The sequence below is a fragment of the Frateuria aurantia DSM 6220 genome (genome assembly GCF_000242255.2).
In the GTDB taxonomy this organism is placed as follows: domain Bacteria; phylum Pseudomonadota; class Gammaproteobacteria; order Xanthomonadales; family Rhodanobacteraceae; genus Frateuria; species Frateuria aurantia.
In genome coordinates this window covers 2,664,063-2,688,783 of the sequence record NC_017033.1, presented here as the reverse complement: position 1 = coordinate 2,688,783, position 24,721 = coordinate 2,664,063, and the positions used below count along the sequence as shown (strand labels likewise).

Below are 24,721 nucleotides of genomic sequence, written 5' to 3'. Positions count from 1 at the left end.
CGGCCTGAGGCAGGCTCCATTCTTCATGATCGTTGGGTGCTTGCAAGAGGTGTTGCATGGATATCGCCGAGCTGTTGGCCTTTTCTGTCAAGAACAAGGCTTCGGACCTTCATTTGTCGGCCGGGCTGCCCCCGATGATTCGCGTGGATGGCGATATTCGTCGCCTGAATCTGCCGGCGCTGGATCATACCGAGGTGCATGGCCTGATCTACGACATCATGTCCGATCAGCAGCGGCGTGATTACGAGCAGGATCTCGAAACCGACTTTTCATTCGAGCTGGCGGATCTGGCCCGTTTCCGTGTCAACGCCTTCAACCAGAGTCGCGGTGCGGCAGCGGTGTTCCGGACCATCCCCAGTCAGGTACTGTCACTGGACGACCTGGGCGCGCCGGCCATCTTCAAGTCCCTGATCGATCAGCCGCAGGGGCTTGTGCTGGTGACCGGGCCCACCGGTTCGGGCAAGTCGACCACGCTGGCGGCGATGATCGATCATCTCAATCGCACCCGTTACGGACATATTCTCACTGTCGAGGATCCGGTCGAATTCGTGCATACGCCGCAGCGTTGCCTGATCAACCAGCGCGAGGTGCATCGCGACACGAAGGGCTTCAACGAGGCCCTGCGCTCGGCGCTGCGCGAGGATCCCGACTTTATCCTGGTCGGTGAATTGCGGGATCTCGAGACGATCCGGCTGGCCTTGACCGCCGCCGAAACCGGCCATCTGGTGTTCGGTACCTTGCATACCAGTTCGGCGGCCAAGACGATCGATCGCATCATCGATGTGTTTCCGGCGGGCGAGAAATCCATGGTCCGCTCGATGCTTTCCGAATCCTTGCGGGCCGTGGTCGGCCAGACCCTGCTGAAAAAGGTCAATGGCGGTCGGGTGGCGGCACACGAGATCATGGTCGCGGTGCCGGCCATCCGCAATTTGATCCGTGAAGACAAGGTGGCCCAGATGTATTCGGCCATCCAGACCGGGCAGCAATTCGGCATGCAGACCCTGGACCAGTGCCTGCAGCAACTGGTGCAGCAAGGGGTGGTGACCCGCATGGAAGCGGCCAATTATTCCCGTACCCGCGAGCCGATGCGCTGAGGAGGATGGACATGGCTTTGGCTCGGAGCACGCAATGAGCGAGATGATCGATGGCTGGCTGACCGCCATGGTCGAGAGGGGTGCTTCGGACCTGTTCGTCACTGCCGGGGCGCCGCCGGCCTTGAAGATCAATGGCGAGGTCAAGTCCATCGATGCGGAGCCGCTCAGTGATGTCCAGACCCGCGACATCGTGCTGGGCATGATGAGTCCGGCCCAGATCCAGGAATTCGAGCAGACCAGGGAATGCCAGTTCGCCCTCAGCCGTCGTGACGTGGGCCGTTTCCGCGTGTCGGCGTTCTTTCAGCGCAGCAGCATGGGCGCGGTGCTGCGTCGGATCGAGACGCGGATTCCGACGGTGGACGAACTCAGTCTGCCGGCGGTGATTCCTTCGCTGGCCATGATGAAGCGCGGTCTGGTGATCGTGGCCGGCGGGACCGGCACCGGCAAGTCGACCACGCTGGCAGCGATGCTGGGCTATCGCAATAGCCATTCGACCGGGCATATCATCACCGTCGAGGATCCGATCGAATTCGTGCACCGGCATCAAGGCTGCATCGTCAGTCAGCGCGAGCTCGGCATCGATACCGAGAGCTGGGGATCGGCACTGAAGAATACCTTGCGACAGGCGCCCGACGTGATCCTGATCGGGGAGGTCCGTACGCGCGAAGGCATGGAATATGCCATCAACTTCGCCGAGACCGGGCATCTATGCCTGTGCACCCTGCATGCCAACAACGCCAACCAGGCGATCGAGCGCATCATCAGCTTCTTCCCGGCCGATCAGCATGCCCATCTGCTGCTGGATCTGTCGCTGAATCTGAAAGGGATCGTGGCCCAGCAACTGGTAAGCCGTCCAGACGGCCAGTCCAGGCAGGCGATACTCGAAGTACTGTTGGGGACGCCGCTGGTGCAGGACCTGATCCGTACCGGTGACATCGTCAGAATCAAGGAGGTGATGCGCAACTCCAACGAGGCCGGCATGTGCACCTTCGACCAGAGCCTGATCCATGCCTATCAGCAGGGCAAGATCACCTACGAAGACGCCTTGCGCTATGCCGACAGTGCCAACGAGGTGCGGCTGCAGATCAAGCTGGCGACCCCGGGCAGTGCCAACGCACTGTTGGCCGAGACTTCCAAGATCAGTCTGCAGCAGATGGACGAGGGCGACAGCTTGTTCGATACCCGTCGGCCCTGAAGCCCGGCGCCCCTTGGGCGAGGGCAGCCCAGCGATGCTGACGGTGACACCGGCCCGGTCTGATCGCGAATGTCCGCTGGCCTCTGTCGCCATACGTTCCCCGCGTTTCCGGTGATGTGCCGGCTTGTCGGCAGGTCGCCATAGGAGGGGCAAGTGATTGCAAAAAGGCCCGGGGCGCGATGCGCCCCGGGCCTTTTTCCGGATCAAGGCTCCGGAAGCGGACTTACCAGATCTTGACCTGCTTGTCCTGGCCACGGACCATCGCGTCGCCGGCCTTGCACTGGAAGGCCTGTGCAAAGGCAGGCATGTTCGACGGGGCCGCGATCGCACGCAGCGCAGCCGGAGCATGCGGATCGACATTGAGATACAGGATGGCCTGCTTCTCGCGGACATTGCCACGCCACACGCGAGCCCAGTTCAGGAAGAAACGCTGGTCTTCGGTATAGCCGTCGATCTTGGTGTCGGCTTCCTTCGGGTTCTTCTTCAGGGCCGTCTGCAAGGCGTCATAAGCGACATTCAGACCGCCCAGATCGGCGATGTTCTCGCCCAGGGTCAGATTGCCGTTGACGTGCAGGTCCGGCTTGTCCTTGATCGGCGTGTAAGCGTCGAACTGCTGGACCAGCTTGGCGGTACGGGCCTTGAACTGGGTGGCATCGGCCTTGCTCCACCAGTTGGCACGGTTGCCTTCGCCATCGAACTGGCTGCCCTGGTCGTCGAAGCCATGGCTGGATTCGTGACCGATGACCGCACCGATACCGCCGTAGTTGATCGCGTCGTCGCCCTTGGCATAGAAGAAGGGCGGCTGCAGGATGGCGGCCGGGAAGTTGATGGTATTGGTGCTGGGATCGTAGTAGGCATTGACGGTCTGCGGCGTCATCATCCAGTCCGAGCGATCGGTCGGCTTGCCGATCTTGGCCAGATCATGCTGGTAGTTGAACTTGCCGGCCGCCTCGATGTCGCCGTAGAAGTCACCCGGCTTGATCGCCAGGCCGGACCAGTCACGCCAGTGATCGGGATAGCCGATCTTGGGCAGGAACTTGTTCCACTTGTCGATGGCCTTGGCCTTGGTTTCCGGCGTCATCCAGTCCAGGTTCTCGATGCGGTTCTTCAGGGCATCGCGGACATTGTTGACCAGATCTTCGGCACGCTGCTTGGCTTCGGGGGTGAAGGTGCGGGCCACGAACAGCTGGCCCAGGGCTTCGCCCATGGCGCCGTTGACGGCATGCACCACGCGCTTCCAGCGATCTTGCTGCTGGGGCTGCCCCGACAGGGTCTTGCCGTAGAAATCGAAACGGTTGTCCTGGAAGTTCTTGGCCAGATAAGGCGAAGCACTGTCGATGGTATGGAAGCTCAGATAGGCCTTCCAGGCATCGATCGGGGTGGTGGTCAGCAGGTGATCGAAGCCGGCGAAGAACTTGGGCTGCGACAGCGAGAAGCCTTCGCCCTGGGCGACACCCTGGGCGGCAAAGAATTTCTCCCAGCTGAAGTGCGGGGTGATCGCATCGGCCTGCTTGAAGCTGACGAAATGGTATTCGTTGTCCAGGTCACGCATCTGTTCCGGCGACAGCGAGACCTTGGCCAGCGCGGTTTCCAGTGCCAGCACCTGTTCGGCCTGCTTGGCCGCCTGGGCGGCCGGCACGCCGGTCAGTTCCAGGGTCTTGGCGACGTAGGCCTGGTAGGCCTTGCGCTCGTCGGCATGCTTGGGATCGGTGTAATACTGATTGGTCGGCAGGCCCAGACCGTCCTGGAAGGCGAAGGCGATGGTCTTGCGCGCATCCTTGAAATCGGTGCCCGAGCCGAAGCTGAAAACATAACCGTCGCCATTGGCATAGCTGTCATCCAGCCAGTCGACCAGTTCCTTGCTGTCCTTGAGGGCAGCGATCTTGGCCAGCTGCGGTTTGATGGGATCGAACCCGGCCTTGTCGATGGCGGACTCGTCCATGCCGGCCTGATACAGCCAGCCCAGCTTCTGTTCGATCGACCCGCTCTTGGCCTGTCCGGCATTCTTGGCGGCGTCATTCAGAATATCGTGCTGAGTGTTGAGGGCATTTTCGGCCAGCTGGTCGAAGGCGCCCCAGCGGCTGCGGTCGGCCGGAATCGGGTTGGCGGCGACCCACTTGGCGTTGACAAAGGTATTGAAGTCGCTGCAGGCGTTCGCACTCGTGTCCAGGTCCTGGATATTGAAGACCGAGGCACTGCTGGTTGCCGTTGCCGGTACCGCGCTGGAGCTGACCGGTGCGGCCGCGCTGCGGGCGCCGGCGACACTGCCACTGGCCACCGGAGCCTGATGGTCGTTCGAATCCGGCTGGCTGCATGCCGACAGGGCGAGGCAGGCACTGACGGCCAGAGTCAGCGGCTTCAAATACGTTTTGGTCATGACATCCCTCAATGGAAAAGACCTGTGACTGGCACAGGGGTATGAAACGGGTGACTGTAGTTCAAGACTAAAGAAGGGGCCGGAACTTTGTACAGTGGCAAAAGTCAGGTGTGGCCGGACGACCGTGGCTCTGTGGCGGGTTGGGGCTGGGCTTGCAGTCGGGCCAGCTCGGCGGCATCCAGCCGCAACACCGGATAGGCGCCCACGCCTTGGGCCGCATGCCAGGGGGATCGGTCGAAAAAGTACTGCAGTCGGGCCTGCGGATCGGCGGCAAAGGCCGGGTCGCTGGCCAGCTTGTGATCGAAGGCGGCTTTCATGTCGGGATCCTTGATCAGCATGTCCTGGGCCAGCTGTTCAAGCACCCGTGGCTCGCCATATTCCTTGGCTTCGAAAATCGCGTTCAGATACCCCCAGTGCAGCAGGGAGTCGGGCGCCTGAGGCTCCAGCAGGGCCATGGCCACCCGTGCGGCCCGCTGGTTCATGGGGACCACGATCGAGCCGGGCGGCAGCCGGACGGTACGTGGTTGCCGGGATTGGGCAAACCGGGTCAGCATCAAATGGCCTTCAAAAGGATGGCTGGCCCAGACCGGATCACTGAGCTGATAGCTCTGCGCGGTGAGGGTGGTCGCTTGCGGCAGCTTTTGGTAGCGGAGGCCGTGGGCCTTGATCCGGTCGATGATGACGGTCCAGGGGGCGGGAATCACATAGGCTGCTGGCTCCGTGACGCTGATATCCGGCAGCAGCCGGTTCCAGTCGGGGATCGACAGCGTCCGTTGTCGTGAGCGGTCATAGTGGATCCACGATTGGCCTGAAATCGCGCTTGCGCTCAAGGTCCAGGCATAGGCACGAAATTCGTGACGGGTCGGCACCGGGTCCAGCTTGAAGGTCAGGGGGATCGGGTGGTCAGTCTGATCGCTTGTCGCCACGGTGTCGGCATCGGCCCGAGTCGTGGCGGCAAGCAGGGCCTCCGGATGGCGGTTGATCTGGCCCAGCAACTCTGCCACCAGGTCATATACCGCTTTGACCCGGACGCCGTAAGGTTTGAGCATATGGGTTTCGACCAGAAGCCCGGGACGATTCTGCAGCGCGGCGTAGCCGGTGGAGAAACGGGGGCCCGAACCGAAATTTTCGATGCCCTTCGAGGGATCCCTGCCGTCCCTGAACTCCAGATAGGGTGAGGCGAGATGACCATCGGCCTGATAGGCGGGAAGCAGCTGGTGCATCAGGGTCTGCTGCCATTGGTCCACGGCCGGGTCCAGCTTGTGCGGATCCTCGGTATACCAGGTCAGGTCATAGGGGTAATCGGCGCCGTCGGTGGTGTGGATATCGACGAACTCATCAGGCCGCCAATGGTTCCACAGGCGCAGCCAGTCGCGCATTTCAGGCGCATCGGCCTTGATGTAATCCCGGTTGAGATTGAGATACTGCGATTGGCCACGGAAACCCTGCGTTTGAGGGCCGTTCTGGTTGATCCGGTGCCAGGGCGAGCTGTTGGCCAGCCCGTCCACGCTGAAAACCGGAAGATAGACCAGCACCAGATGGTCGGCCAGGTGGCGCTGCCGGCCTTGCAAGGCGAAGTCGCGAAGCAGCATGAGGCCGGCATCGGCACCCTCGATCTCGCCCGGGTGGATGCCGCCCTGAATCAGGACCACCGGCAGATGACGCGCGCGGGCCGTCTCGGGATCAAAGACGCCGTCGCGGCTTGCGATGGCGACAACCATGGGGCGGCCCTCCGGCGAGCGGCCGATGGTTTCCAGTTGCAGGCGCTGCGGCGCGGCCTGCGCCAGTCGGCGAAGATAGGCCAGCGAAGTCTCAGGGTCCGGTGTGGTCTGGAAATGGCTGGCTTCGGCTGGTGTGATCCAGTGATCCGGCTCGCTGGCATGAAGGCTCAGGCAGGCGAACGCGAGGATGGCCAGCCCTCGCAGCTGGCAATGAAGATGCTTTGGTCTCATGGATGCAGGCTGCCGATCGAGATAGTGACGTGGCGGCAAACATGGCCTTGCCGCGCGCAGGCCGGTTTACCGCTCCCCGACTCCGAGCATACCCGAAGCGTGGTGGAGGCGAGATGCCTGCGATTTTCCCTCAGCCTGCGCCTGCAGGGCCTGGCATGGCTCAGCGGTGTTGCGATTTTAGACGGACATACAGCTGCTTGCGGACATGCGCCACGGGGCTGCCATCGGCATGACAGATGTCGATATCGAACCAGCGCAGCACCTTGTCGCCGGTTTGGGCGGCGCTGCGGATCTCATCCATGGCGCAGGCAGGCATCCGGATGGTGGCGTGAACATGACTTCGCCCCGGAGCGACAAAGTCGATTTCCGCCGCCTTGTCCCAGACATGGTAGTGCGTTCCCAGTTGTCGCATGGCCAGCAGCATGGGCATCGGATCGATCATGGCAAACAGGTTGCCGCCGAACTGGGTCCGCATGATGTTCCGGTTCCAGGGCCGCAAGTGCAGCACGACTCTGGCTTCCGACCAGTCCCGTGCAATCGATTGCACCCGGATGCTGTTCAGCAGATAGGGCGGCCAGAGATTGATCAGGCGACGGAAATTTGCAGGTTTCATGCCGGTGCTCATGGGAGGCTGGCGACATTATAAAAACCTTCCATACCTTTGCGTATGGCGGTGAATGATCCGTTCTGCGGAATCAGGTCCGGCCGGCGCCGGACAGCAGTGCGGCCAGGGCCTCGGTGCTGATGCGCAGGCTGTCGGCCCAGGTCCAGCCGGTGATGGTCTGGCCGGTGAGGGCATCGGTGAAATCCTCGCTGATGCCGGGCGGCAGCAGGTGCCGGTAATCGATGGTGATCTCGCAGCCGGTGGGCAGTTCGTCCATGGCGAACACGAAGCCCAGATGCCAGAGCCCGGTCGGTTCGAAACTGTGGTTCAGATAGCATTCGTCCGGCCAGTCCGGCGACACCGTGTAGCGGTCTTCGAACCAGCGGGCGCTTGTGTGCTGGAGCCCGGCCAGCTCCGGCTGCTCTGCCAGTTGCCGCCCGGTCCAGGTCCGGTCAATGGCATCAGGCGCGGTGATGATCCGGCCGGCGGATACCGGTTCCGTCAAAAACAGGCCCAGACCTGCACCCGGCAGCAAGGAGGGGGCGATCTTGTAACTTGGCAATATCATGCGCAGGGCCGGCGGGCGATCAGGAATGGGCAGTGTAGCGATCAGTGGCCTCGGCGTGCAGGGGCGACTCGTACAGTCATCGCCGCTCGCCTTGGAATGACTGGGCCGGGATGATTGGGCATGGCCTTGCTGGCGCATCGCCGCCATGGCGGCCCGGAGTGATGGCCCGGTATGGCATTTATCCGCCGGCCGGAGTCGGCCTTGGGCTACGGTCGGTCGATGCCTTGCCGGCTTTGCCGGGACGGGGCCTGACGGTCGCCGGGGATTTGCCTGAGGGCTTGGCCTTTGCGGCTCCGAAGGCGATGGCATCGCGGTTGCGCTGCAGAATGGAGGGGCCGATGCCCTTGACCTGTTCCAGTTCATCCAGGGATTTGAAGGGCCCATGCGCCTGCCGCCAGGCCACGATGGCCTCTGCCTTGGCCCGGCCGATGCCTTGCAGGCCTTCGACCAGGGTGGCGGCATCGGCGGTATTGATGTTGACGGGGGAAGCCGCCAGCAACGGCATGGTCAGCAGTACGGTCAGCATCAGGGACAGCAGCCGCAACAGGGGACGGTGGTTCATGATCTGCTCCGCAACGGAAAGTGGGTTTCAGCATCACCCGCTGGGCAGGCTGTCGATGTCGGGCATGGCCTGATCGGGGCTTGGGGGAAGGCCGGGTTTGTCTGTCAGCGCAGGCTGAGGTTGCGACGGAGACTGCCCCTGGCCCAAGTGGCGGGTGTATTCTTGAAGGCTTTCCCATGCCGTTGAATGGAGCCAAGGCTTATGGACCGGACACGTCTGTCGCAATCAATCACCCAGTTGTGGGACGCCGAAATCGTGCCCCAGCTGATGGACTACATCCGGATTCCCAACCGTTCGCCGATGTTTGATCGCGACTGGAAAGCCCATGGGCACATGGACCGGGCCGTGCAGCAGCTGGCCGGCTGGGCGCGGGGCAAGCTGGCGGCGTGGCCGGAAGCCCGTCTGGAAGTGATCGAACTGGAAGGCCGCACGCCGCTGATCTATATCGAAGTGCCCGGCCAGACGGACGATACCGTGCTGCTCTACGGCCATCTCGACAAACAGCCGGAAATGTCGGGCTGGAGCGAGGGGCTGGGGCCATGGGCCCCGGTATTGCGAGGTGACAAGCTGTACGGTCGCGGTGGCGCGGACGACGGCTACGCGATCTTCGGCTCGCTGGCTGCGCTGCTGGCCTTGCGCGAGCAAGGCGTGGCGCATGCCCGTTGCGTGATCCTGATCGAGGCTTGTGAAGAATCGGGCAGCTATGATCTGCCCTTCTATGTGGATCATCTGGCGGCACGCATCGGCCATCCGTCGCTGGTGGTCTGTCTGGACTCGGGTTGCGGCAACTACGATCAGCTGTGGCTGACCACTTCCTTGCGCGGTCTGGTCGGCGGCAGCCTGCAGGTCGAGGTGCTGACCGAAGGCGTGCATTCGGGCGATGCCTCGGGCATCGTGCCTTCCAGCTTCCGCATTGTCCGCGAACTGCTGTCGAGACTGGAAGATGCTTCCACCGGCACCATCAAGCCCGAAGTGCTGCAGGTGGAGATTCCCGAGCAGCGCCGGCAGCAGGCCCGCCGCGTGGCCGAAGTGCTGGGCAGCGAGGTCTACGACAAGTTTCCGCGGGTCGAGGGTTTGACTCCGGTGACTGAGGACCTGGCCGAGCTGGTCCTGAACCGGACCTGGCGCCCCCAGCTGTCGATTACCGGCGTCGACGGCCTTCCGTCACTGGAACTGGCCGGCAATGTGCTGCGGCCTAAAACGGCCTTGAAGCTGAGTCTGCGGCTGCCGCCGACCCTGGATGCGAGCGAGGCCGGGGACTGGATCAAGGCCGAGCTGGAACGTGATCCGCCCTATGGCGCCAAGGTCCATTTCGAGCTGGAGAAGGATGGCAGCGGCTGGCATGCGCCGGCCTTGTCGCCGTGGCTGGAGGCGGCAGTGGACGAGGCTTCGCTGGCTTATTTCAATGCGCCGGCAATGTATCAGGGTGAGGGCGGCAGCATTCCCTTTATGGGCATGCTGGGCGAGAAATTTCCGCAGGCCCAGTTTCTGATCACCGGCGTGCTGGGACCCCACTCCAATGCACATGGTCCGAACGAGTTTCTGCATATCCCCACCGGCAAGAAGCTGACCATGGTCGTGGCCGATGTGATCGCCAGGCATGGCCGGCAGGGTCACGCCGATGCCTGAGATCGAGCTGGGTCTGGCATTGCAGCAGCGTTGGCTTGCCGTCCGGCAGGCCCTGGACCGGGCCTGTCATGCCGCAGGCCGGTTGCCGCGGGAGGTTGATCTGCTGCCGGTCAGCAAGACCTTCGGCGCCGATCACGTGGCGGCGGGCCAGGCCCTGGGCTGGACCCGTTTCGGCGAAAACCGGGTCCAGGAAATCCGTGACAAGCAGGCCGTACTGGGTGCGGCGGCGCCGACCTGGGTCTTGATCGGTCATCTGCAATCGAACAAGGCCAGACAGGCCGCGGCCCTGATCGGCGAGTGGCAGTCGCTGGACCGGCTTGAACTGGCTCAGCGGATGGATGGCTATCTGCAGCAGGCACGGCGCTCGATCGATGTGCTGGTGCAGGTGCATACCGCCGCCGAGGCACAGAAACACGGCGTGCCGGCCGAGCAGCTGGAGACGTTGCTGCGGGGCTTGAGCCGCCTGCCGGCCTTGCGCGTGCAGGGACTGATGACGGTGGCCACGCAGACGGACGACCTGGCCGAGATCCGGCGCTGCTTCGCCACCCTGCGGCAGGCGCGCGAGCAGGCACAGCAGCAACTGGGGCAGCCGCTGCCGCGCCTGTCGATGGGGATGAGCGGTGATTTCACGCAGGCGATTGCCGAAGGCAGCACCGAGGTGAGGATAGGCAGCGCCTTGTTCGGTCCGCGCCCGCCGCTGCACGCTTGAGTCGATGAGATGGGAGACCGGGATGTGACGGTTATCACTCCTTTTCATCTATTTCAAGTTTGTTGCCGCATTTAACATTAATAAAACATTTGCCCGGGCGGCGTTTGCTATTTTCGGTGACATCCTTTGAGTCAGCCGCCTCTGCAGGCCGTCTCGCCTACAACCATCACGCCTCGGGGCTTCTCGCATGCCAATCAAACGATTGACCGCTGCTGTCGTGCTTTTTTTCGGCGCATCCGCTGCCATGAGTTTGTCGGCCACCCCCGCCCCTCCCGTCACAGCTCCGGCGTCAGGCGCTGCCACGACGGTGATTCCCGGCCCGCTGCTGAATCCGCTGGCCGCACTGGCACCGGCGATGACCTTGGCCGGACATGTGGTGCCGGCGGCGGCTGCGGCGACCGAGGCGAGTGAAGAGAATGCCGACGACATGCTGGCGCAGAACGACCAGCTGCGGCGTACCCTGGTCAATCTGGCCCTGAAGCTGCGGCATATCCCCTATGTCCGCGGTGGTCATGACCCGTCTACCGGTTTCGACTGCAGCGGCTTCGTCCGCTATGTGTTCGAGCATGCCATCGGTTCGCACCTGCCCACCAATTCGGCCTCGCAGTACATGGAAGGGCTGAAGGTGCGTCGCGGCGAGATGCAGCCGGGTGATCTGGTGTTCTTCCGCACGGCAGGCATGCATGGCCGGATCTCCCATGTCGGGATCTATCTGGACAACGGTCTGTTCATTCATTCGCCGACCACGGGCAAGACCGTGGAGGTCAGCAATCTGGACCAGAGCTACTGGTCGAATCATTTTGCCGGGGCCAAGCGGCCCGAGGCGATCGCCAACAGTCTGGGCGACAACAGCTGAGCTGACTGCGGCTTCTGCGGCCGCGGCTTGCCTCGTCGTGGCCAGATGCTAGAGTACGGGCCCCTGCGTTCGATTTCGGCTGTTCGATGAATGTCACGATTTTTGGAACCGGTTATGTCGGTCTGGTCACCGGCGCCTGTCTGGCGGAGATGGGCAACCGGGTGGTGTGCGTGGATGTCGACGAGGACAAGGTCCGTCGTCTGAAACAGGGCGAGGTGCCGATTTTCGAGCCTGGTCTGGAGCCGCTGGTGCATCGTCATGCGGCGGATGGTCTGCTGGAGTTCACCACCGATCCGGGCCCGGCCGTGATCCGCGCGGATCTGATCTTCATTGCGGTAGGGACTCCGCCGGACGAGGATGGCAGTGCCGATCTGCGCTATGTGCTGGCGGTCGCGCGCACCATCGGCCGGCATCTGCAGCATTATTCGGTAATCGTGGACAAGTCGACCGTGCCGGTCGGGACCGCCGACCGTGTCCGGGAGGCGATCCAGGCCGAATTGCAGGTACGAAGTGCAGAGATTTCCTTTGACGTGGTCTCCAACCCCGAATTCCTGAAGGAAGGCAATGCCGTCGTCGACTGCCTGCGGCCGGATCGCATCGTGATCGGCAGCTCCAGTGCGCGCGCCGTGGAGGTGCTGCGCAAGCTGTATGCGCCTTTCAATCGCAATCACGATCGCATGGTGGTGATGGACGAGCGCTCGGCCGAGCTGACCAAGTATGCCGCCAATGCCATGCTGGCCACCAAGATCAGCTTCATGAACGAGGTCGCCAATATCGCCGAGCGTGTCGGCGCCGATGTCGAGCTGGTCCGCAAGGGCATCGGCTCCGATCCACGGATCGGCTATGACTTCATCTATCCCGGTGCCGGTTATGGCGGCTCCTGCTTTCCGAAGGATGTGCAGGCCTTGCTGCGCACGGCGACGGCCGAGGGCTACGATGCACGTCTGCTTCATGCGGTCGAGACCGTCAACCAGTCCCAGAAGGAAAGGCTGTTCCAGATTCTGAGCCGGCATTTTCAGGGAGATCTGAAGGGACGTTGCATCGCGGTGTGGGGGTTGGCTTTCAAGCCCAATACCGATGATATGCGCGAAGCTCCGAGTCGTACCTTGCTGGCTGCACTGTGGCAGGCCGGTGCCACGGTCCGGGCCTATGATCCGGAAGCCATGGACGAGGCGCGTCGGATCTGGGGCGAACGTGCCGATCTGCAGCTGTGTGCCAGTGCTGACGAGGCCGTGCAGGGGGCCGATGCGCTGGTGATCGTCACTGAATGGAAAGTGTTTCGCAGCCCCGACTTCACCAGGCTGCGGCAGGCGCTGGCCGCCGGAGTGATCGTGGATGGACGCAATCTGTATGCGCCGGAGGTGGTCGAACAGGCCGGCCTGGCCTACTACGGCATCGGTCGTGGTCGCAGCCTGGCGGTGTCGGCATGAGCGCGCAAGACGAGGCACTGGCGGAGCGGCTGACCGAGGTCGAGATCAAGCTGGCCTTTGTCGATGATGCCCTCAACCAGTTGCTGGATGCCGATGCGGCCAAGGCCCAGCAGATCGTGGCGCTTGAGCGTGTGATCCGGCAGCTGCGCAACGAGCTGGAGACGGTTCGCAGCGCTCATGGTGGCGATGCACATTCCGAACCCCCGCCGCCGCACTATTGATTGCCCATCGGCCGGTATGGTTTCATGCCGGCCCCTCAGCTTCCGGAGTTCCGTATTCTCATGGCCGATTCACTGCGCGAGCAGTTGCTCAAGAGCGGCATTGCCAAACAGGTGCCCGAAACACGCCCTGCAAGGCCGGCCGGCAGCAAGCCGGGGCAGGGACGGGCCGCCGCCAAGTCCGGCGCGGCTTTGCGTGGCAAGGGGGGCGGCCATCCGGTCTCTTCGCGCAAAGCGGCGGGGGACGGGGAGGACATCAATCTGGCCAAGGCCTGGGCGGTGCGTGCCCAGGTCGAGCAGAAGGAAAAGCGTCAGGCGGAGGCCGAGGCGGCCGAAAAGGCTCGCCAGAAGCGCGAGCGCAAGCTCAAGCTGCAGCAGCTGCTGGAAGGCAAAGCCTTGAATATCGAGGCGGCCGAGCAGGTCCGTCACTTCACCTATGGCGGCAAGATTCGCCGGATCTATGTCAATGACGAGCAGCTCAAGGCCCTCAATGCCGGTGAGCTGGGCGTGGTCCAGAAAGATGGCCGCTATCTGCTGGTCAGTCGCGATATCGCCCTTGAGGTGCAGACGCTGGAGCCGCGGGTTCTTGCCTTGCTGGTGGAGCCGGGTCAGGGCGGCGTGGACGAGGATGGCATTCCCGACGACCTGATGTGGTGAACCGTGAGGGCGAGGCCCTTGCAGTCGCTCTGCATCGGTCTGTCCGCCATGGTTGAGCCGTGAGGTTCGATAGCCTGCGCGCCACCGGCGTCGACGCGCAGGCCTGTGCTGCGTGGCGGTGGTCGGCCTGAGATGGACAGGCATGACGTTGCCGCCAAGTGCGGTGATACCGTCTTCGGGCAGATCAGTCGTGCTTCAGTGGGTGTCTGGCTTGGGGGCATGGCGTTGATCATAGTTGCGCTGGGCCTGCAGCACGGTATCGATCGAAGCCTCCGCCCAGGCCGCCAATGGATCCACCAGGACCGCCAGCGACAGGCCCAGGGCGGTCAGAGAGTATTCCACGGTCACCGGCACCGTGGCGAAGGCCTCGCGGTTGACCAGTCCGTCACGTTCCAGTTTCCGCAGGCTCTGGCTCAAGGCTTTCTGCGAAATGCCGCCAATATCGCGGCGCAACTGATTGAAGCGTCCAGGCCCCGTCCGCAGGTGAGTGAGGATGAGGAGCGACCATTTGTCGGCCAGTCGATCCAGCATCTGGCGGGCAGGGCAGTCTTGCTGATAGACGTTGTAGCCTCGCTGCGCGGCATCTCGAGGCGGCTTGGCGGAAGGGGCGGACATGAGGTGAGCTCCAGGGGTGGTTACCTTGAGGTAACTTCTTGTTGTGCAGGTTTCCTAAATATACCATCCGAACCAGGTTGATTCGATATTCGCCATTCCGGCAGAGGAGTTCAGCGTGGCAAAGACAGTGATCGTATATTTTTCGGGTTATGGGCATACCAAGCGCATCGCCGAGGTGGCGGCTCAGGCGGCCCGGGCGGAACTGGTCGAGATCGATGCCGAGGGCCATGTCAGCGAGGCCGGCTGGGCCCAGCTGGATGAGGCTCAGGCCATCATCTTCGGCACCCCGACTTATATGGCCGCACCGCCGTGGCAGTTCAAGAAGTTCGCCGATGCCAGTTCCAAGAAGTGGTTCGCGCGTGCCTGGCAGGACAAGGTCTTCGGCGGTTTCACCAACAGTGCCAGCCTGAATGGTGACAAGCAGGTCACCTTGATCGCCCTGCAGACCCTGGCTTCGCAGCATGGCGGCATCTGGGTCAGCCTGGGGCTGGCGCCGGCCAATACCAAGGCCGCGACCCGCGCCGATATCAACAATCTGGGCGGCTCGGTCGGTGCCCTGGTGCAGTCGCCGGCAGACGCCAGTGTGGAAGAGATTGCCTCCGGTGATCTGGAGACGGTCAAGAGCTATGCGGTGCGCGTGGCCGAAGTGGCCGGGCGTCTGCACGGTTGATCCGGGCTGTCGGCCTGCTGACAGACATGACTGGTCATCACGGAGTGACGAGGGTGTTCCGTCAGGCTGACAAAAAACAGACGGACCGCCAAGGCGGTCCGTCTGTTTTCAGAGGCCCGGCAAGGGCAAATGGCTGACGGCGATCAGATGCCGGTCATGCCCAGGGTGCTGTAGCCGGCGTCCACATGGGTGATCTCGCCGGTAATGCCTGCGGCCAGATCCGAGCACAGGAAGGCGGCGGCATTGCCGACGTCGTCGATGGTGACGCTGCGGCGCAGCGGGGTGTTCTCTTCGACGTGGTCCAGCATCTTGCGGAAGTTGGCGATGCCGGCGGCTGCCAGGGTCTTGATCGGACCGGCGGAGATCGCGTTCACGCGGGTGCCTTCCGGTCCCAGGTTGTAGGCCAGGTAACGGACATTGGCTTCCAGGCTGGCCTTGGCCAGGCCCATCACATTGTAGTTGGCCAGTGCCCGCTCGGCGCCCAGATAGCTCAAGGTCAGGATCGAGCTGTTGCGGTTGGCCATCATCGGACGTGCGGCCTTGGCCAGAGCGGCCAGGCTGTAGCTGGACACGTCATGGGCGATATTGAAGTTCTCGCGGGTCAGATTGTCCAGATACTGGCCCTGCAGCGCTTCGCGAGGCGCGAAACCGACCGAGTGGACCAGAATGTCGAAGCCGTCCCAGTGCTTGGCCAGGTCGGTGTACAGCTGATCGATCTGCTCGTCCTGAGCGACATCGCAGGGCAGCACGATATTCGAGCCGAAGGCATTGGCGGCTTCTTCGACGCGATCTTTCAAGCGGTCGTTCTGATAGGTGAACGCGAGCTGCGCACCTTCACGATGCATGGCATTGGCTATGCCCCAGGCGATTGAGCGCTGGCTGGCGATGCCGACGATAAGGGCACGCTTGCCGTGCAAAAATCCCATGTTTCCTCCAGAGGTTGAATGGTCGGCCAAGTGGCCGGGCCTTCCAATTCTATCAGGCCCGGAGGGCGGCAGACCCTTGTCATGACAGGATTTACTGTGCGTGCGCGTATGGATGAGGTGATGCCGGCCCTTGCTCAGCGTGGCTCCAGCCGGAGGATCTGGCCAGGTTTCAGAGGGCGCTTGCCCAGATGGTTCCAGCGGATCAGCTGCTGCGTGCTGACATGATGGCGGTGGGCGATACCCGACAAGGTGTCGCCGCGTTTCACCGTGCAATGGCGCTTGCGCAGCGCATGTCGGGTATCAGGCGAGGCTGGTGCGGCGCGCTCGGCCGCATGGTCTTCGGCGCCGGACGACGGCCAGCTCTGCATGCTCGGGTCGGTGTCATACCAGCGTTGCACATTGGCCCGAGGCAGCAGCAGCGTCTCGCTGCGGCTGGGGTCGATGGTTCCGTCCAGAAAGGCGGAATTTAGCTGGGTCAGGGTTTCTTCCGGCAGTCCGGCCTTGGCCGCGGCTTCGGCCACCGGCATGGCCTTGGGGATGACCACCGGCTCCAGTCGCTGAGATGGTGCCAGGTGCGGAAGTTCCACCCCATAGGCTTCGGGGTGACGTATCACGCAGGCGATGGCCATCAGCTTGACCAGGTGTTCCCGAGTGCCGCGATGTACCGGCAGGCTGGGAATGGACTCTTGTGCTGAAGCAGGGCCATGCCGGGCCAGCAGTCGATTGATCGTGCCCGTGCCGCTGTTGAAGGCGTAATCGGCCAGTCGCCAGTCATGGTACTGCTGGTAATACCCGGCGATCAGGTCGAAGATCGCCTCGGTGGTAGCGGCCGTGTCCAGTCGGGCATCGTAATGGTGTCCCACCTGCAAACCCATGGTCCTGGCGGTGTCCGGCATGATCTGCCACATGCCGACCGGTCGGTTGCGGCGGCTGAACACGGGCAGATAATGACTTTCCACCCAGGGCAGCAGCACGAATTCACCAGGCATGCCGCGCTGGCTGGCAATCTGCTGGATATAGCGCAGACTGGGAAGGGCACGTCGCAGATTGGCTTCGAAGCGGTTCGGACTTTCAGTAAACAGATGGGCCCAGTGATCGACGTCCTGCCGCTGCTCGCCACCGCAGTCATCCATCACGAAGCTGTTGCGCAAATCCTGCCAAAGGTCGGTCGCTACCGGCTCGGGAATCCGGTCGGCGGTTACCTTGACGGGGGCCAGAGTACCGGGCGGCTCCATCAATGCGGGTCGGGCCGCGGATTCGGCGGGAGGCTGGTCCGGGCGGGATGGGTGTGTCGTGGCGGTCGGTGTGCAGGCGCTCAGCCAAAGTCCCAGCAGCGCAATGCCTGCGCTCTGAGGCAGAGATGATTTCATGCCGTGAAATGATCCTTGGCCTGGCGCAAGGCGGCAAAACGCGACACCCTGGACTCGGCGGCACCGTGGTGCCGGCACCAGTCGATCACCGCCGGATCATCGACTCGCAGAAACGGATTGGTCTGACGTTCGCTGGCCAGGCTCACCGGCAGGCTGGGCAGATGTTCTGCGCGCAACAGATCAACGTCCCGGACCCGTTGCTGCAGGGCAGGATTGGCCGGATCGACACTCAAGGCGAACCGACCGTTGGCGGCGGTATATTCGTGCGCCGCGCAGACCAGCGTGTCAGCGGGCAGTTCGGCAAAGCGATCCAGCGAGGCCAGCATCTGTTCCGGCTGTCCCTCGAACAGACGGCCGCAGCCCAGACTGAACAAGGTGTCGCCACAGAACAGTTTGCCATCGCCGCAGTAGGCGATATGGCTGAGGGTGTGTCCAGGCACGCCCATCACCCGCAGGGTCAGAGCCGGTGACTCCAGGCTGATCAGATCACCATCGCTGACGCGATGGCCGATCAGGTCGATGCGCGGATCATGCGGCGCATAGACGGCGGAGTGGTGGTTCATCTGCAGTGCCGCCGCCCCCTTGATGTGGTCGTCGTGGTGGTGGGTCAGCAGAATCGCGCGCAGGCTCAGACCATGTGCCTGCAGATGCCGCTCCACTGGCGCGGACTCGCCCGGATCAACGACCACGGCCTGGCCCTGTGCATCTGACAGCAGCCAGATATAGTTGTCAGTCAGCGATGGAATGGCGGTAAGCTGCACCGGACGAGCTCCTTCAAATGGCCGAGGTGTGCGGTTGAACGCGTAGATGTCAGCAGCCAACTATATCGGCCGATTTCCCCGGACTCGTTAGATAGGCGTTAATCCCGGCCGGGACAGCGGGGCCGGCTTCAGTTTCGGTGATTTGCGTCTCGCAGCATGGCACTGGCATTCAGGCTGACATGAGGACGGTGATGTTGAATCGGCAGCAAGATCTCTACCGGCATCCACTCATGGAGCGACTGGCCGTGGCCGAACGGGGCGTGGTGTCGGCGGGCCTGCGATCCTGCGCCGGCAGTCATGCCTTGCAGCTGGGTGCTTTCGAGGCTGATCCGCCACCGTCGTTGCCGCTGCTGCCGCACTGGGTCTGTCTGCATCTGGACCGGGACGGTTGCCGCGGTGACTTGAGCCTGGATGCGGCCGCGCCGTTGCCATTTGCCGATGAAAGCCTGGATCTGGTCTGGCTCAAGCATGCTCTGGATCGCAGCTCTCATCCGGCACAGCTGCTGGCGACGGTGATACGCCTGCTGGCACCGGGGGGAACCTTGGTGGTCAGTGGCCTGCATCCGGTCAGTGGCTGGGCCGCATGGAGCCGGTACGGGCTGGGCGAGGGCGGTCGTTTGCAGGCCCCCTGGTTGTTGCGCCTCGCTTTGAGGCTCTCCGGCATGCCGGTGTCCGACCACTGGCGGCAAGGCAGTTGCTGGCCCAGGGCGCGTGGCGACCAGCAGCGGCGCAACCGCCTGGGTGGTGTGTATGTGCTGGTGGCGCGCAAGGAGCGGGCCCAGATTCTGCCATTCGTGACCCGGCTGGCCGCCAGTCGACGAGCCGAGGGCGGCCGCTTGGCCGCCGTCCAGACCAGCACGTTGCATGAGGTGCCTGATGTCGCGGTACTCAATCGGGGCATGGGCGCGTGTAAACTTCTGCCAGCAGAGATTCGGCGCGATGCCCCTGGCGGTGTCTCGGGCCGGACCCTTCCCCCCTCCTGATGCATAAGCGGTTTCATGACTGAAGTTGAAGCATTTACCGATGGTGCCTGTCTGGGCAATCCCGGACCCGGCGGCTGGGCTGCCTTGCTGCGCAGCCAGGGCAAGCAGCGCCTGCTTGCCGGCGGTGAGGCCGATACCACCAACAACCGGATGGAACTGATGGGCGCGATTGCCGCGCTCGAAGCGCTGAATCGTGCCTGCCAGGTCCGGCTGGTGACGGATTCGAAATATGTGATGCAGGGCATTGAGCAGTGGGTGCCGCGTTGGCGCGCCAACGGCTGGAAAACGGCGGATCGCAAACCGGTCAAGAACCAGGATCTCTGGGAGCGGCTGGATGCTGCGGCGGGTCGGCATCAGATTCGCTGGGAATGGGTCAAGGGGCATGCCGGGCATGCCGAAAACGAACTGGTGGATGACGCTGCACGCGAACAGGCGATCCGGTTCAAGGAAGGGGCGAAGGCATGAGACAGGTCGTGCTGGATACCGAGACCACCGGTCTGGAAGTCCGTCAAGGACACCGTCTGATCGAAATCGCCTGTGTCGAGATGATCGAGCGGCGGCCTACCGGCAAGACGTTCCAGACCTATCTCAATCCGGATCGGGCGATTGATGAGGGGGCCCGCCAGGTCACCGGCATCGAAGATGAATTCCTGCTCGACAAGCCTCGCTTCCCGGAAGTCATCGAGCCGTTTCTGGCGTTTGTCCGCGGTTCCGAGCTGATCATCCACAACGCCAGCTTCGACGTGGGCTTCCTCAATGCCGAGCTGGCCCGTGCCGGCACCCAATGGGGCCAGATCAGCGACTATTGTCCGGTGCTCGATACCCTGGCCATGGCGCGAACCCGATATCCGGGACAGCGCAACAGCCTGGACGCGCTCTGCAAACGCCTGGGCGTGGACAATTCACGCCGTGATCTGCACGGGGGCCTGATCGACGCCCAGTTGCTGGCTGATGTCTATCTGGCGATGACCTCGGGGCAGGTAGCCCTGGATCTGGGCTTCGAAGGCGAGCAGGGCGGTGCTGACCATGAGGTCGCCAAACCCATCAACCTGAGCCGGCGGCCACGGATACTGCGGGCCAGTGAGGCCGAGCTGGCCCGGCATGAGGCCCGGTTGACGGCTCTGGACAAGTCGGCAGGGGGCGAAAGTCTGTGGCGACGATGGCAGGATTGAACCCGCGAGGCTGAGCGGGGCTCAGCTGAAGCGGGTCAGTACGGCCGTGATGTTGTCATGGCCTCCATGCTCGAGCGCTTGCAGCAGCAGATGTTCGACGCATTCCTGCGCCGCCAGATCATGCCGGCGCAGCACATGGCCGAGCTGGGCCTCGCTGACCTCCTCGGTCAGCCCGTCGGTGCAAAGCAGGAAGCTGTCACCTCGCTGGGTACGTCCCGAGGCCGAGCCGATATGCAATTCCTGCAGCCCGGTGACGCCCAGCGCATGGGTGGCTGGAGTGGAAGCCGTGGCGGGGGGCTGACGCGGACTGTTGCGCCCTGTCGGTCGGGTATCGGGCGCTGTGGCGGTCTGGCTGATGCGGATCAGTTGACCGCCTCGCCACAGATAGATGCGGCTGTCGCCGACCCAGGCCAGTTCATAGCCTTCGTCACGTACCTGCAGGGCGGCCAGCGATGCACCACGCGGCAGCCCGTCGCGACAGGACAGGCTCCACTCGTGCAGCCGGCGATGCGCGCAACGGATGGCCTCGCCCAGCTCCTGGTTCCGCTGCAGCAGGTCCACCACCACTTCGCGCGCCATGGCCGATGCCGCCTCGCCGCGATGCCGTCCGCCCATGCCGTCGGCGACCAGAAACAGGCCGCTGCCGGCATCGGCATAATAAGTATCTTCATTGCGGACCCGCCGTAAACCGGCATGGGTTGCGTGGCCAAATTCGATCATGATGCCTGCTACGTCGCTGGAAGCTCCAGCATGCCGCAAGCCCGGAACATTGTCCAAACATCAACAGTTGCCAAGTTCGATTTCTGCACGTATGATGCACGGCTCCCGCAAAGAGATTTGCAGGGTCGATCACGGAGAGGTGGCAGAGTGGTCGAATGTACCTGACTCGAAATCAGGCGTACGTGCAAGCGTACCGTGGGTTCGAATCCCACCCTCTCCGCCAGCTGAGAAAGCCGAAAACGCCTGATGATCTCCGGATCGTCGGGCGTTTTTCGTTGCGCGGTCTCGAAGCGAGGCATGCCTTGCGAGGTGGGCAAGGGATCACTCCGGACTCAGATCCGCCAGATCCAGTCGGCCTGCCGTCTAGGTCTCTTGCTGGCATCCGATCAGCAGACGGCGCCGCGCCCAGGCCCAGGGGGTGTCCCCATGGCCCACAGCTGGGCCATGGGGAATGTGCACAAGATATTGAGTTCGCCTTCGTGGGTTTCCATCACCGTCGATACGGACAGCGGCTGGATGAGATGGCCATCTTTGATGGGTATCCGGTGGCGGCATAAAGGCGATGCAGGCTGGCTTCGGTTGAGGTGTGCTCAATCGTCGGCAAGCATCGAAAGGCACGGCCGTGCCCAAATCGAAGATGGTTGCCCCGCTGCTGCCAGCGCTCCTTCAGAAAGCCAAGGAAAAACTCACCAGACATCGCGACCGACATCATTGAATCAATGGTTTGCATGAAGCATGTGCACGCTGCAGGTGCAACCATGGTCAGAACGGGATTGCGGGCGGTTTTTGCATCGGAAGGCGATGCCCATCATCCAGCCACGGGAATGGGCAGAAATCGGCGTCGTGCCAATGGTGATGGAGGGATGCGCTTTTGATAATCGGCGGGCATGTTGCCTCCTGACCTGATCCAGCGTGGAAACTTGTGTCTTTGGTGCCGCTGCCATGGCGTAAATGCAAGTATTTACGTTCATCAAGCCTCTTTGGGAGTGATGCGGATAATATTTTGAAAATGTCTTGTTTCATGCTTGATTGTTTATTTCCAGGCTTGAATGATGTTTTTGACTTGTATTCGTTTTGAAAAATAACGAAAGATGGCTGCTGTTGATCGATGATCTGATGGCATGATCTTTCATGGGGATACATTGGATGATTCACGCAGAATCAGTGAATTGCCTTGCCTTAGGGCCGAAGGGGGGGGGGGCTGTCTCGGGAGGTACGGCCTCATGAAACCGCTGAGCGTCGACGCATGATCGGGGAATGGATACATCGCGGAACGAGATGCATGAACTCGGCTGCGGTAATGTCGGGCACCAGCGCCGAAAAGCGTGCGAACTGTCTGTTTATACGTGGCGTGCGACACATTGTCGTGGCATGATCAGTCGGCATTCCAGCCAGCCCGTTTGGCCGCGACAGGTTGCAATCACATGCCTGGACAGCGGCCGCGGTCGGCGGTCCGGAATGGTTCGCATTGAGTTGCAGCGGGCAAGTCCGTCGAGAGGAGTGGAGATGGGACGGGCCGGTTGTTCGAGCTGGTGGAGATATCGCGGGTGGAATTGACCATGCCAAGCTATTTTGATCCTTACCTGGTAATGCTTTCCTTGCTGGTCGCCGTATTGGCTTCGTATACCGCGCTCGATTTTTCCGGTCGGATCGCCTTGCTGTCGGGTTTGCGCAGTCGCAGGCGCTGGCTGGCGGGAGGCGCGGTCACCATGGGTTGCGGCGTGTGGTCGATGCATTTCATCGGCATGCTGGCTTTTGTCCTGCCGATTCCCATGGGATATGACCCGCTGATTACGGCGCTGTCCCTGCTGATCGCGATCCTGGTTTCTTTTTTTGCCTTGCGCGTTGCCGTGGCGCCGGATCTGGGGCGTCTGAGTCTGGTCGGCAGCGCGATCCTGATGGCTGGAGGTGTGGCCGGCATGCATTACAGCGGCATGGCGGCGATGGAGATGCATCCGGCGATTCAGTATCACACCGGCCTGGTCCTGCTTTCGCTGCTGATCGCATTCGTGGCTTCGCTCGCGGCCTTGTCGTTGGCCCGCGCACTGTGTCGCTCTGAAGTCGTGAACCTTGTCCGCAAGCGTTTGCTGGCGGCCGTGTGCATGGCCATCGGCATTGCCGGCATGCATTATGTGGGCATGTATGCAGCCACATTCCCGGTGGGCAGCATATGCGGTTCGGCGCACGGCATTCATGCTTCCTGGCTGGGGGGGCTGGTCTCGCTGGTCGTGGTGGCGATGTCGGTGGTCGCCTTGTTGACCTCGCGTTTCGAGGTGCGGCATCAGGCGCTGGCGGGAGCCTTGTCCAAGCTCAATCATCAGATCGGACAGGCCGGCAAGCTGGATCTGCTGACCCAGTTGCCTCATCGCGGAGTGCTGCTGGAGCGGATGGAGCTGGCCATTGTCGAGGCGGCTGCGGCTGATCGTCTGCTGGCGGTGCTGTTTTTCGATCTGGATGGCTTCAAGGCGGTCAATGATTCGGCGGGTCATGCCGCAGGGGATCAGTTGCTGCGGACCTTTGCCGCCCGTCTGAAGGCGTTGCTGCCGGAGACGGGGACCGTGGCCAGGATCGGCGGCGACGAATTCGTGCTGCTGCTGGAAGATCTGGAAGGTGCCGAGGTGGTGGTGGCCTGGGTGGAATCCCTGCTGGAGCCCATCCGCGCGGCGGGAGGACTGGACGGGCTGGGCTGCAATGTGATGCCAAGCACCGGGATCGCGATGTTTCCGGGCGATGGCCACGATGCCGATACCCTGATTCGCAAAGCCGATGCGGCCATGTATGTTGCCAAGCGCAGCGGGCGCGGACAGTACCGCTTTTTCGAGCCCGGGATGGAGGATTCGGAGCGTCGCCTGGAGCGGATACGCTCGGGCGTGATGCAGGCGCTGGCCGGGGACCAGCTGGAATTGACCTTCTACCCCCAGTTCGACGTGCTGGGCGCACGGGTGCTCGGGGCAGTGGCCATACCGCAATATGCGGACTCGGTGCTGGGTCGGATCAGTTCCGAAGAGTGGCTGCCGATGGCGGAACGGGCAGGGCAGGGCAATGAATTGGGTGACTGGTTGTTGCGCAAGACCTGCCGTGAATTGCATGCCTTGGCCGAGGCAGGCGTAGCCATGGTCAAAGTGAGCGTGCCCCTGACTCCCGCGCAATGGCTGCATCCGCAGTTGCTCGAGCGCGCCCTGGAGATCCTGGAGGCCGAGCAGGTTCAGCCCGAGTCCGTGGTTTTCGAAGTCTCCGAGTCCTTGATGATGGAGGATCCGGTGCGCAGTGTGCAGCGGGTCCAGGATCTGCAGCGGGCCGGTTTCCAGATCGCGATCAGCGGCTTCGGCATCGGCCGCTCCAGTCTGGCCTTTCTGCCCAGGCTGGGGGCCAGCCAGTTGAAGATCGACGGTCTGCTGGTCAAGGAGCTGGCGGCGGATATGCGGCAAGGGGCCGTCGTGGCAGAGGCGATCATTACCCTGGCCCATTCGTTGAAGATGACGGTGGTGGCCGAGGGCGTCGAGAATGTGGTGCAGCTGAATCTGTTGCGTGCCCTGGGCTGCGATGCGGTGCAGGGGCCGTTTTCGGGCCTCCCGGTCAGCTTGCAGGGACTGGGGCTGCTGCTGGAGCCGATACCGTCCGAGGAATGGCTGCAGGTCAGATAGAGTGGTTCC

25 protein-coding genes and 1 tRNA gene are annotated in these 24,721 nt (G+C 62.7%); 14 read left to right on the top strand and 12 right to left on the bottom strand.

Going from position 1 to position 24,721, the window contains the following annotated elements:
* Nucleotides 1–56: 56 nt before the first annotated feature.
* Together FRAAU_RS12460 and FRAAU_RS12455 are read left to right on the top strand one after the other, a co-directional pair.
* A complete protein-coding gene (locus FRAAU_RS12460; RefSeq protein ID WP_014403879.1) occupies nt 57–1,094 on the top strand; it encodes a type IV pilus twitching motility protein PilT in 1,038 nt (345 codons plus the stop codon).
* Between the two features lie 34 nt (nt 1,095–1,128).
* Nucleotides 1,129–2,289, top strand: a complete 1,161-nt coding sequence (locus tag FRAAU_RS12455) for a PilT/PilU family type 4a pilus ATPase (RefSeq protein WP_014403878.1) — start codon at nt 1,129–1,131, stop codon at nt 2,287–2,289.
* 223 nt (nt 2,290–2,512) lie between these two features.
* Here the strand turns inward: FRAAU_RS12455 and FRAAU_RS12450 are convergent, their stop codons facing one another.
* From FRAAU_RS12450 to FRAAU_RS12430, 5 genes are all read right to left on the bottom strand, one after another.
* On the bottom strand, nt 2,513–4,666 hold the full coding sequence (locus FRAAU_RS12450; protein WP_014403877.1) for a M13 family metallopeptidase: 2,154 nt from the start codon (nt 4,664–4,666) through the stop codon (nt 2,513–2,515).
* A gap of 104 nt (nt 4,667–4,770) precedes the next feature.
* Entirely contained in the window at nt 4,771–6,618 is a 1,848-nt protein-coding gene (locus tag FRAAU_RS12445) for a M14 family metallopeptidase (RefSeq protein ID WP_014403876.1), read from the bottom strand.
* A 160-nt stretch (nt 6,619–6,778) separates the two neighbouring features.
* Nucleotides 6,779–7,231: a DUF4442 domain-containing protein gene (locus FRAAU_RS12440; RefSeq protein ID WP_014403875.1), complete on the bottom strand. Its 453-nt coding sequence runs from the start codon at nt 7,229–7,231 to the stop codon at nt 6,779–6,781.
* Between the two features lie 82 nt (nt 7,232–7,313).
* On the bottom strand, nt 7,314–7,790 hold the full coding sequence (locus tag FRAAU_RS12435; protein WP_014403874.1) for an SET domain-containing protein-lysine N-methyltransferase: 477 nt from the start codon (nt 7,788–7,790) through the stop codon (nt 7,314–7,316).
* A 178-nt stretch (nt 7,791–7,968) separates the two neighbouring features.
* Complete coding sequence (locus FRAAU_RS12430) at nt 7,969–8,352, bottom strand: ComEA family DNA-binding protein (protein WP_014403873.1); 384 nt, start codon at nt 8,350–8,352, stop codon at nt 7,969–7,971.
* A 201-nt stretch (nt 8,353–8,553) separates the two neighbouring features.
* On the opposite strand from FRAAU_RS12430, the gene FRAAU_RS12425 reads away from it, so the two are divergent.
* The 6 genes from FRAAU_RS12425 (at nt 8,554) to FRAAU_RS12400 (ending at nt 13,851) form a co-directional block, all read left to right on the top strand.
* The gene (locus FRAAU_RS12425) at nt 8,554–9,981 is read left to right on the top strand and encodes a M20 family metallopeptidase (protein WP_014403872.1); all 1,428 of its coding nucleotides are present in this window, start codon (nt 8,554–8,556) and stop codon (nt 9,979–9,981) included.
* The gene (locus FRAAU_RS12420; protein ID WP_014403871.1) at nt 9,974–10,690 is read left to right on the top strand and encodes a YggS family pyridoxal phosphate-dependent enzyme; all 717 of its coding nucleotides are present in this window, start codon (nt 9,974–9,976) and stop codon (nt 10,688–10,690) included. Before FRAAU_RS12425 ends, FRAAU_RS12420 begins: the two co-directional genes overlap by 8 nt.
* A gap of 244 nt (nt 10,691–10,934) precedes the next feature.
* Nucleotides 10,935–11,546, top strand: coding sequence for a C40 family peptidase (locus FRAAU_RS12415; protein WP_014403870.1), 612 nt, complete (start codon nt 10,935–10,937; stop codon nt 11,544–11,546).
* Nucleotides 11,547–11,632: 86 nt separating this feature from the next.
* Nucleotides 11,633–12,976, top strand: a complete 1,344-nt coding sequence (locus tag FRAAU_RS12410) for a UDP-glucose dehydrogenase family protein (protein WP_014403869.1) — start codon at nt 11,633–11,635, stop codon at nt 12,974–12,976.
* The gene (locus FRAAU_RS12405) at nt 12,973–13,197 is read left to right on the top strand and encodes a SlyX family protein (RefSeq protein WP_014403868.1); all 225 of its coding nucleotides are present in this window, start codon (nt 12,973–12,975) and stop codon (nt 13,195–13,197) included. The genes FRAAU_RS12410 and FRAAU_RS12405 overlap by 4 nt, the downstream gene beginning before the upstream one ends.
* Nucleotides 13,198–13,257: 60 nt before the next feature.
* Entirely contained in the window at nt 13,258–13,851 is a 594-nt protein-coding gene (locus tag FRAAU_RS12400) for a DUF2058 family protein (protein ID WP_014403867.1), read from the top strand.
* Between the two features lie 195 nt (nt 13,852–14,046).
* Here the strand turns inward: FRAAU_RS12400 and FRAAU_RS12395 are convergent, their stop codons facing one another.
* Nucleotides 14,047–14,466, bottom strand: a complete 420-nt coding sequence (locus FRAAU_RS12395) for a winged helix-turn-helix transcriptional regulator (RefSeq protein WP_014403866.1) — start codon at nt 14,464–14,466, stop codon at nt 14,047–14,049.
* A 115-nt stretch (nt 14,467–14,581) separates the two neighbouring features.
* Between FRAAU_RS12395 and FRAAU_RS12390 the strand changes: the two genes are divergently transcribed.
* Nucleotides 14,582–15,136, top strand: a complete 555-nt coding sequence (locus tag FRAAU_RS12390) for a flavodoxin family protein (RefSeq protein ID WP_014403865.1) — start codon at nt 14,582–14,584, stop codon at nt 15,134–15,136.
* A 143-nt stretch (nt 15,137–15,279) separates the two neighbouring features.
* Here FRAAU_RS12390 and FRAAU_RS12385 read toward each other — a convergent pair whose 3' ends face one another.
* From FRAAU_RS12385 to gloB, 3 genes are all read right to left on the bottom strand, one after another.
* Nucleotides 15,280–16,062: an enoyl-ACP reductase FabI gene (locus FRAAU_RS12385; RefSeq protein WP_014403864.1), complete on the bottom strand. Its 783-nt coding sequence runs from the start codon at nt 16,060–16,062 to the stop codon at nt 15,280–15,282.
* Between the two features lie 134 nt (nt 16,063–16,196).
* The gene (locus FRAAU_RS12380) at nt 16,197–17,432 is read right to left on the bottom strand and encodes a transglycosylase SLT domain-containing protein (RefSeq protein ID WP_014403863.1); all 1,236 of its coding nucleotides are present in this window, start codon (nt 17,430–17,432) and stop codon (nt 16,197–16,199) included.
* A complete protein-coding gene (gene gloB, locus FRAAU_RS12375) occupies nt 17,429–18,193 on the bottom strand; it encodes a hydroxyacylglutathione hydrolase (RefSeq protein WP_014403862.1) in 765 nt (254 codons plus the stop codon). The genes FRAAU_RS12380 and gloB overlap by 4 nt, the downstream gene beginning before the upstream one ends.
* Nucleotides 18,194–18,384: 191 nt before the next feature.
* Here gloB and FRAAU_RS16620 point away from each other — a divergent pair, with 191 nt between their 5' ends.
* Genes FRAAU_RS16620 through dnaQ form a run of 3 tightly spaced genes read left to right on the top strand, consistent with a single transcriptional unit; the run spans nt 18,385 to nt 20,348 of the window.
* On the top strand, nt 18,385–19,176 hold the full coding sequence (locus FRAAU_RS16620) for a class I SAM-dependent methyltransferase (RefSeq protein ID WP_014403861.1): 792 nt from the start codon (nt 18,385–18,387) through the stop codon (nt 19,174–19,176).
* 15 nt (nt 19,177–19,191) lie between these two features.
* Complete coding sequence (gene rnhA / locus FRAAU_RS12365; protein WP_014403860.1) at nt 19,192–19,641, top strand: ribonuclease HI; 450 nt, start codon at nt 19,192–19,194, stop codon at nt 19,639–19,641.
* On the top strand, nt 19,638–20,348 hold the full coding sequence (gene dnaQ, locus FRAAU_RS12360) for a DNA polymerase III subunit epsilon (RefSeq protein WP_014403859.1): 711 nt from the start codon (nt 19,638–19,640) through the stop codon (nt 20,346–20,348). The genes rnhA and dnaQ overlap by 4 nt, the downstream gene beginning before the upstream one ends.
* A 21-nt stretch (nt 20,349–20,369) precedes the next feature.
* Here dnaQ and FRAAU_RS12355 read toward each other — a convergent pair whose 3' ends face one another.
* The gene (locus FRAAU_RS12355) at nt 20,370–21,068 is read right to left on the bottom strand and encodes a PP2C family protein-serine/threonine phosphatase (protein ID WP_014403858.1); all 699 of its coding nucleotides are present in this window, start codon (nt 21,066–21,068) and stop codon (nt 20,370–20,372) included.
* 133 nt (nt 21,069–21,201) lie between these two features.
* On the opposite strand from FRAAU_RS12355, the gene FRAAU_RS12350 reads away from it, so the two are divergent.
* Nucleotides 21,202–21,291: transfer RNA gene (locus tag FRAAU_RS12350), tRNA-Ser, on the top strand.
* 267 nt (nt 21,292–21,558) lie between these two features.
* Here the strand turns inward: FRAAU_RS12350 and FRAAU_RS12345 are convergent.
* Nucleotides 21,559–21,798, bottom strand: a complete 240-nt coding sequence (locus FRAAU_RS12345; RefSeq protein WP_156803418.1) for a hypothetical protein — start codon at nt 21,796–21,798, stop codon at nt 21,559–21,561.
* Nucleotides 21,799–21,830: 32 nt separating this feature from the next.
* Entirely contained in the window at nt 21,831–22,223 is a 393-nt protein-coding gene (locus FRAAU_RS17270; RefSeq protein ID WP_156803417.1) for a hypothetical protein, read from the bottom strand.
* Between the two features lie 404 nt (nt 22,224–22,627).
* Here FRAAU_RS17270 and FRAAU_RS12340 point away from each other — a divergent pair, with 404 nt between their 5' ends.
* Nucleotides 22,628–24,712, top strand: a complete 2,085-nt coding sequence (locus FRAAU_RS12340) for a putative bifunctional diguanylate cyclase/phosphodiesterase (protein ID WP_014403857.1) — start codon at nt 22,628–22,630, stop codon at nt 24,710–24,712.
* The last annotated feature ends 9 nt before the right edge of the window (nt 24,713–24,721 follow it).

Coding starts and splice junctions, on each gene's coding strand:
- FRAAU_RS12460 (WP_014403879.1), top strand. CDS start 57: ATGGATATCGCCGAGCTGTTGGCCTTTTCTGTCAAGAACAAGGCTTCG.
- FRAAU_RS12455 (WP_014403878.1), top strand. CDS start 1,129: ATGAGCGAGATGATCGATGGCTGGCTGACCGCCATGGTCGAGAGGGGT.
- FRAAU_RS12450 (WP_014403877.1), bottom strand. CDS start 4,666: ATGACCAAAACGTATTTGAAGCCGCTGACTCTGGCCGTCAGTGCCTGC.
- FRAAU_RS12445 (WP_014403876.1), bottom strand. CDS start 6,618: ATGAGACCAAAGCATCTTCATTGCCAGCTGCGAGGGCTGGCCATCCTC.
- FRAAU_RS12440 (WP_014403875.1), bottom strand. CDS start 7,231: ATGAAACCTGCAAATTTCCGTCGCCTGATCAATCTCTGGCCGCCCTAT.
- FRAAU_RS12435 (WP_014403874.1), bottom strand. CDS start 7,790: ATGATATTGCCAAGTTACAAGATCGCCCCCTCCTTGCTGCCGGGTGCA.
- FRAAU_RS12430 (WP_014403873.1), bottom strand. CDS start 8,352: ATGAACCACCGTCCCCTGTTGCGGCTGCTGTCCCTGATGCTGACCGTA.
- FRAAU_RS12425 (WP_014403872.1), top strand. CDS start 8,554: ATGGACCGGACACGTCTGTCGCAATCAATCACCCAGTTGTGGGACGCC.
- FRAAU_RS12420 (WP_014403871.1), top strand. CDS start 9,974: ATGCCTGAGATCGAGCTGGGTCTGGCATTGCAGCAGCGTTGGCTTGCC.
- FRAAU_RS12415 (WP_014403870.1), top strand. CDS start 10,935: ATGAGTTTGTCGGCCACCCCCGCCCCTCCCGTCACAGCTCCGGCGTCA.
- FRAAU_RS12410 (WP_014403869.1), top strand. CDS start 11,633: ATGAATGTCACGATTTTTGGAACCGGTTATGTCGGTCTGGTCACCGGC.
- FRAAU_RS12405 (WP_014403868.1), top strand. CDS start 12,973: ATGAGCGCGCAAGACGAGGCACTGGCGGAGCGGCTGACCGAGGTCGAG.
- FRAAU_RS12400 (WP_014403867.1), top strand. CDS start 13,258: ATGGCCGATTCACTGCGCGAGCAGTTGCTCAAGAGCGGCATTGCCAAA.
- FRAAU_RS12395 (WP_014403866.1), bottom strand. CDS start 14,466: ATGTCCGCCCCTTCCGCCAAGCCGCCTCGAGATGCCGCGCAGCGAGGC.
- FRAAU_RS12385 (WP_014403864.1), bottom strand. CDS start 16,062: ATGGGATTTTTGCACGGCAAGCGTGCCCTTATCGTCGGCATCGCCAGC.
- FRAAU_RS12380 (WP_014403863.1), bottom strand. CDS start 17,432: ATGAAATCATCTCTGCCTCAGAGCGCAGGCATTGCGCTGCTGGGACTT.
- FRAAU_RS16620 (WP_014403861.1), top strand. CDS start 18,385: ATGTTGAATCGGCAGCAAGATCTCTACCGGCATCCACTCATGGAGCGA.
- rnhA (WP_014403860.1), top strand. CDS start 19,192: ATGACTGAAGTTGAAGCATTTACCGATGGTGCCTGTCTGGGCAATCCC.
- dnaQ (WP_014403859.1), top strand. CDS start 19,638: ATGAGACAGGTCGTGCTGGATACCGAGACCACCGGTCTGGAAGTCCGT.
- FRAAU_RS12355 (WP_014403858.1), bottom strand. CDS start 21,068: ATGATCGAATTTGGCCACGCAACCCATGCCGGTTTACGGCGGGTCCGC.
- FRAAU_RS12345 (WP_156803418.1), bottom strand. CDS start 21,798: ATGCAAACCATTGATTCAATGATGTCGGTCGCGATGTCTGGTGAGTTT.
- FRAAU_RS12340 (WP_014403857.1), top strand. CDS start 22,628: ATGCCAAGCTATTTTGATCCTTACCTGGTAATGCTTTCCTTGCTGGTC.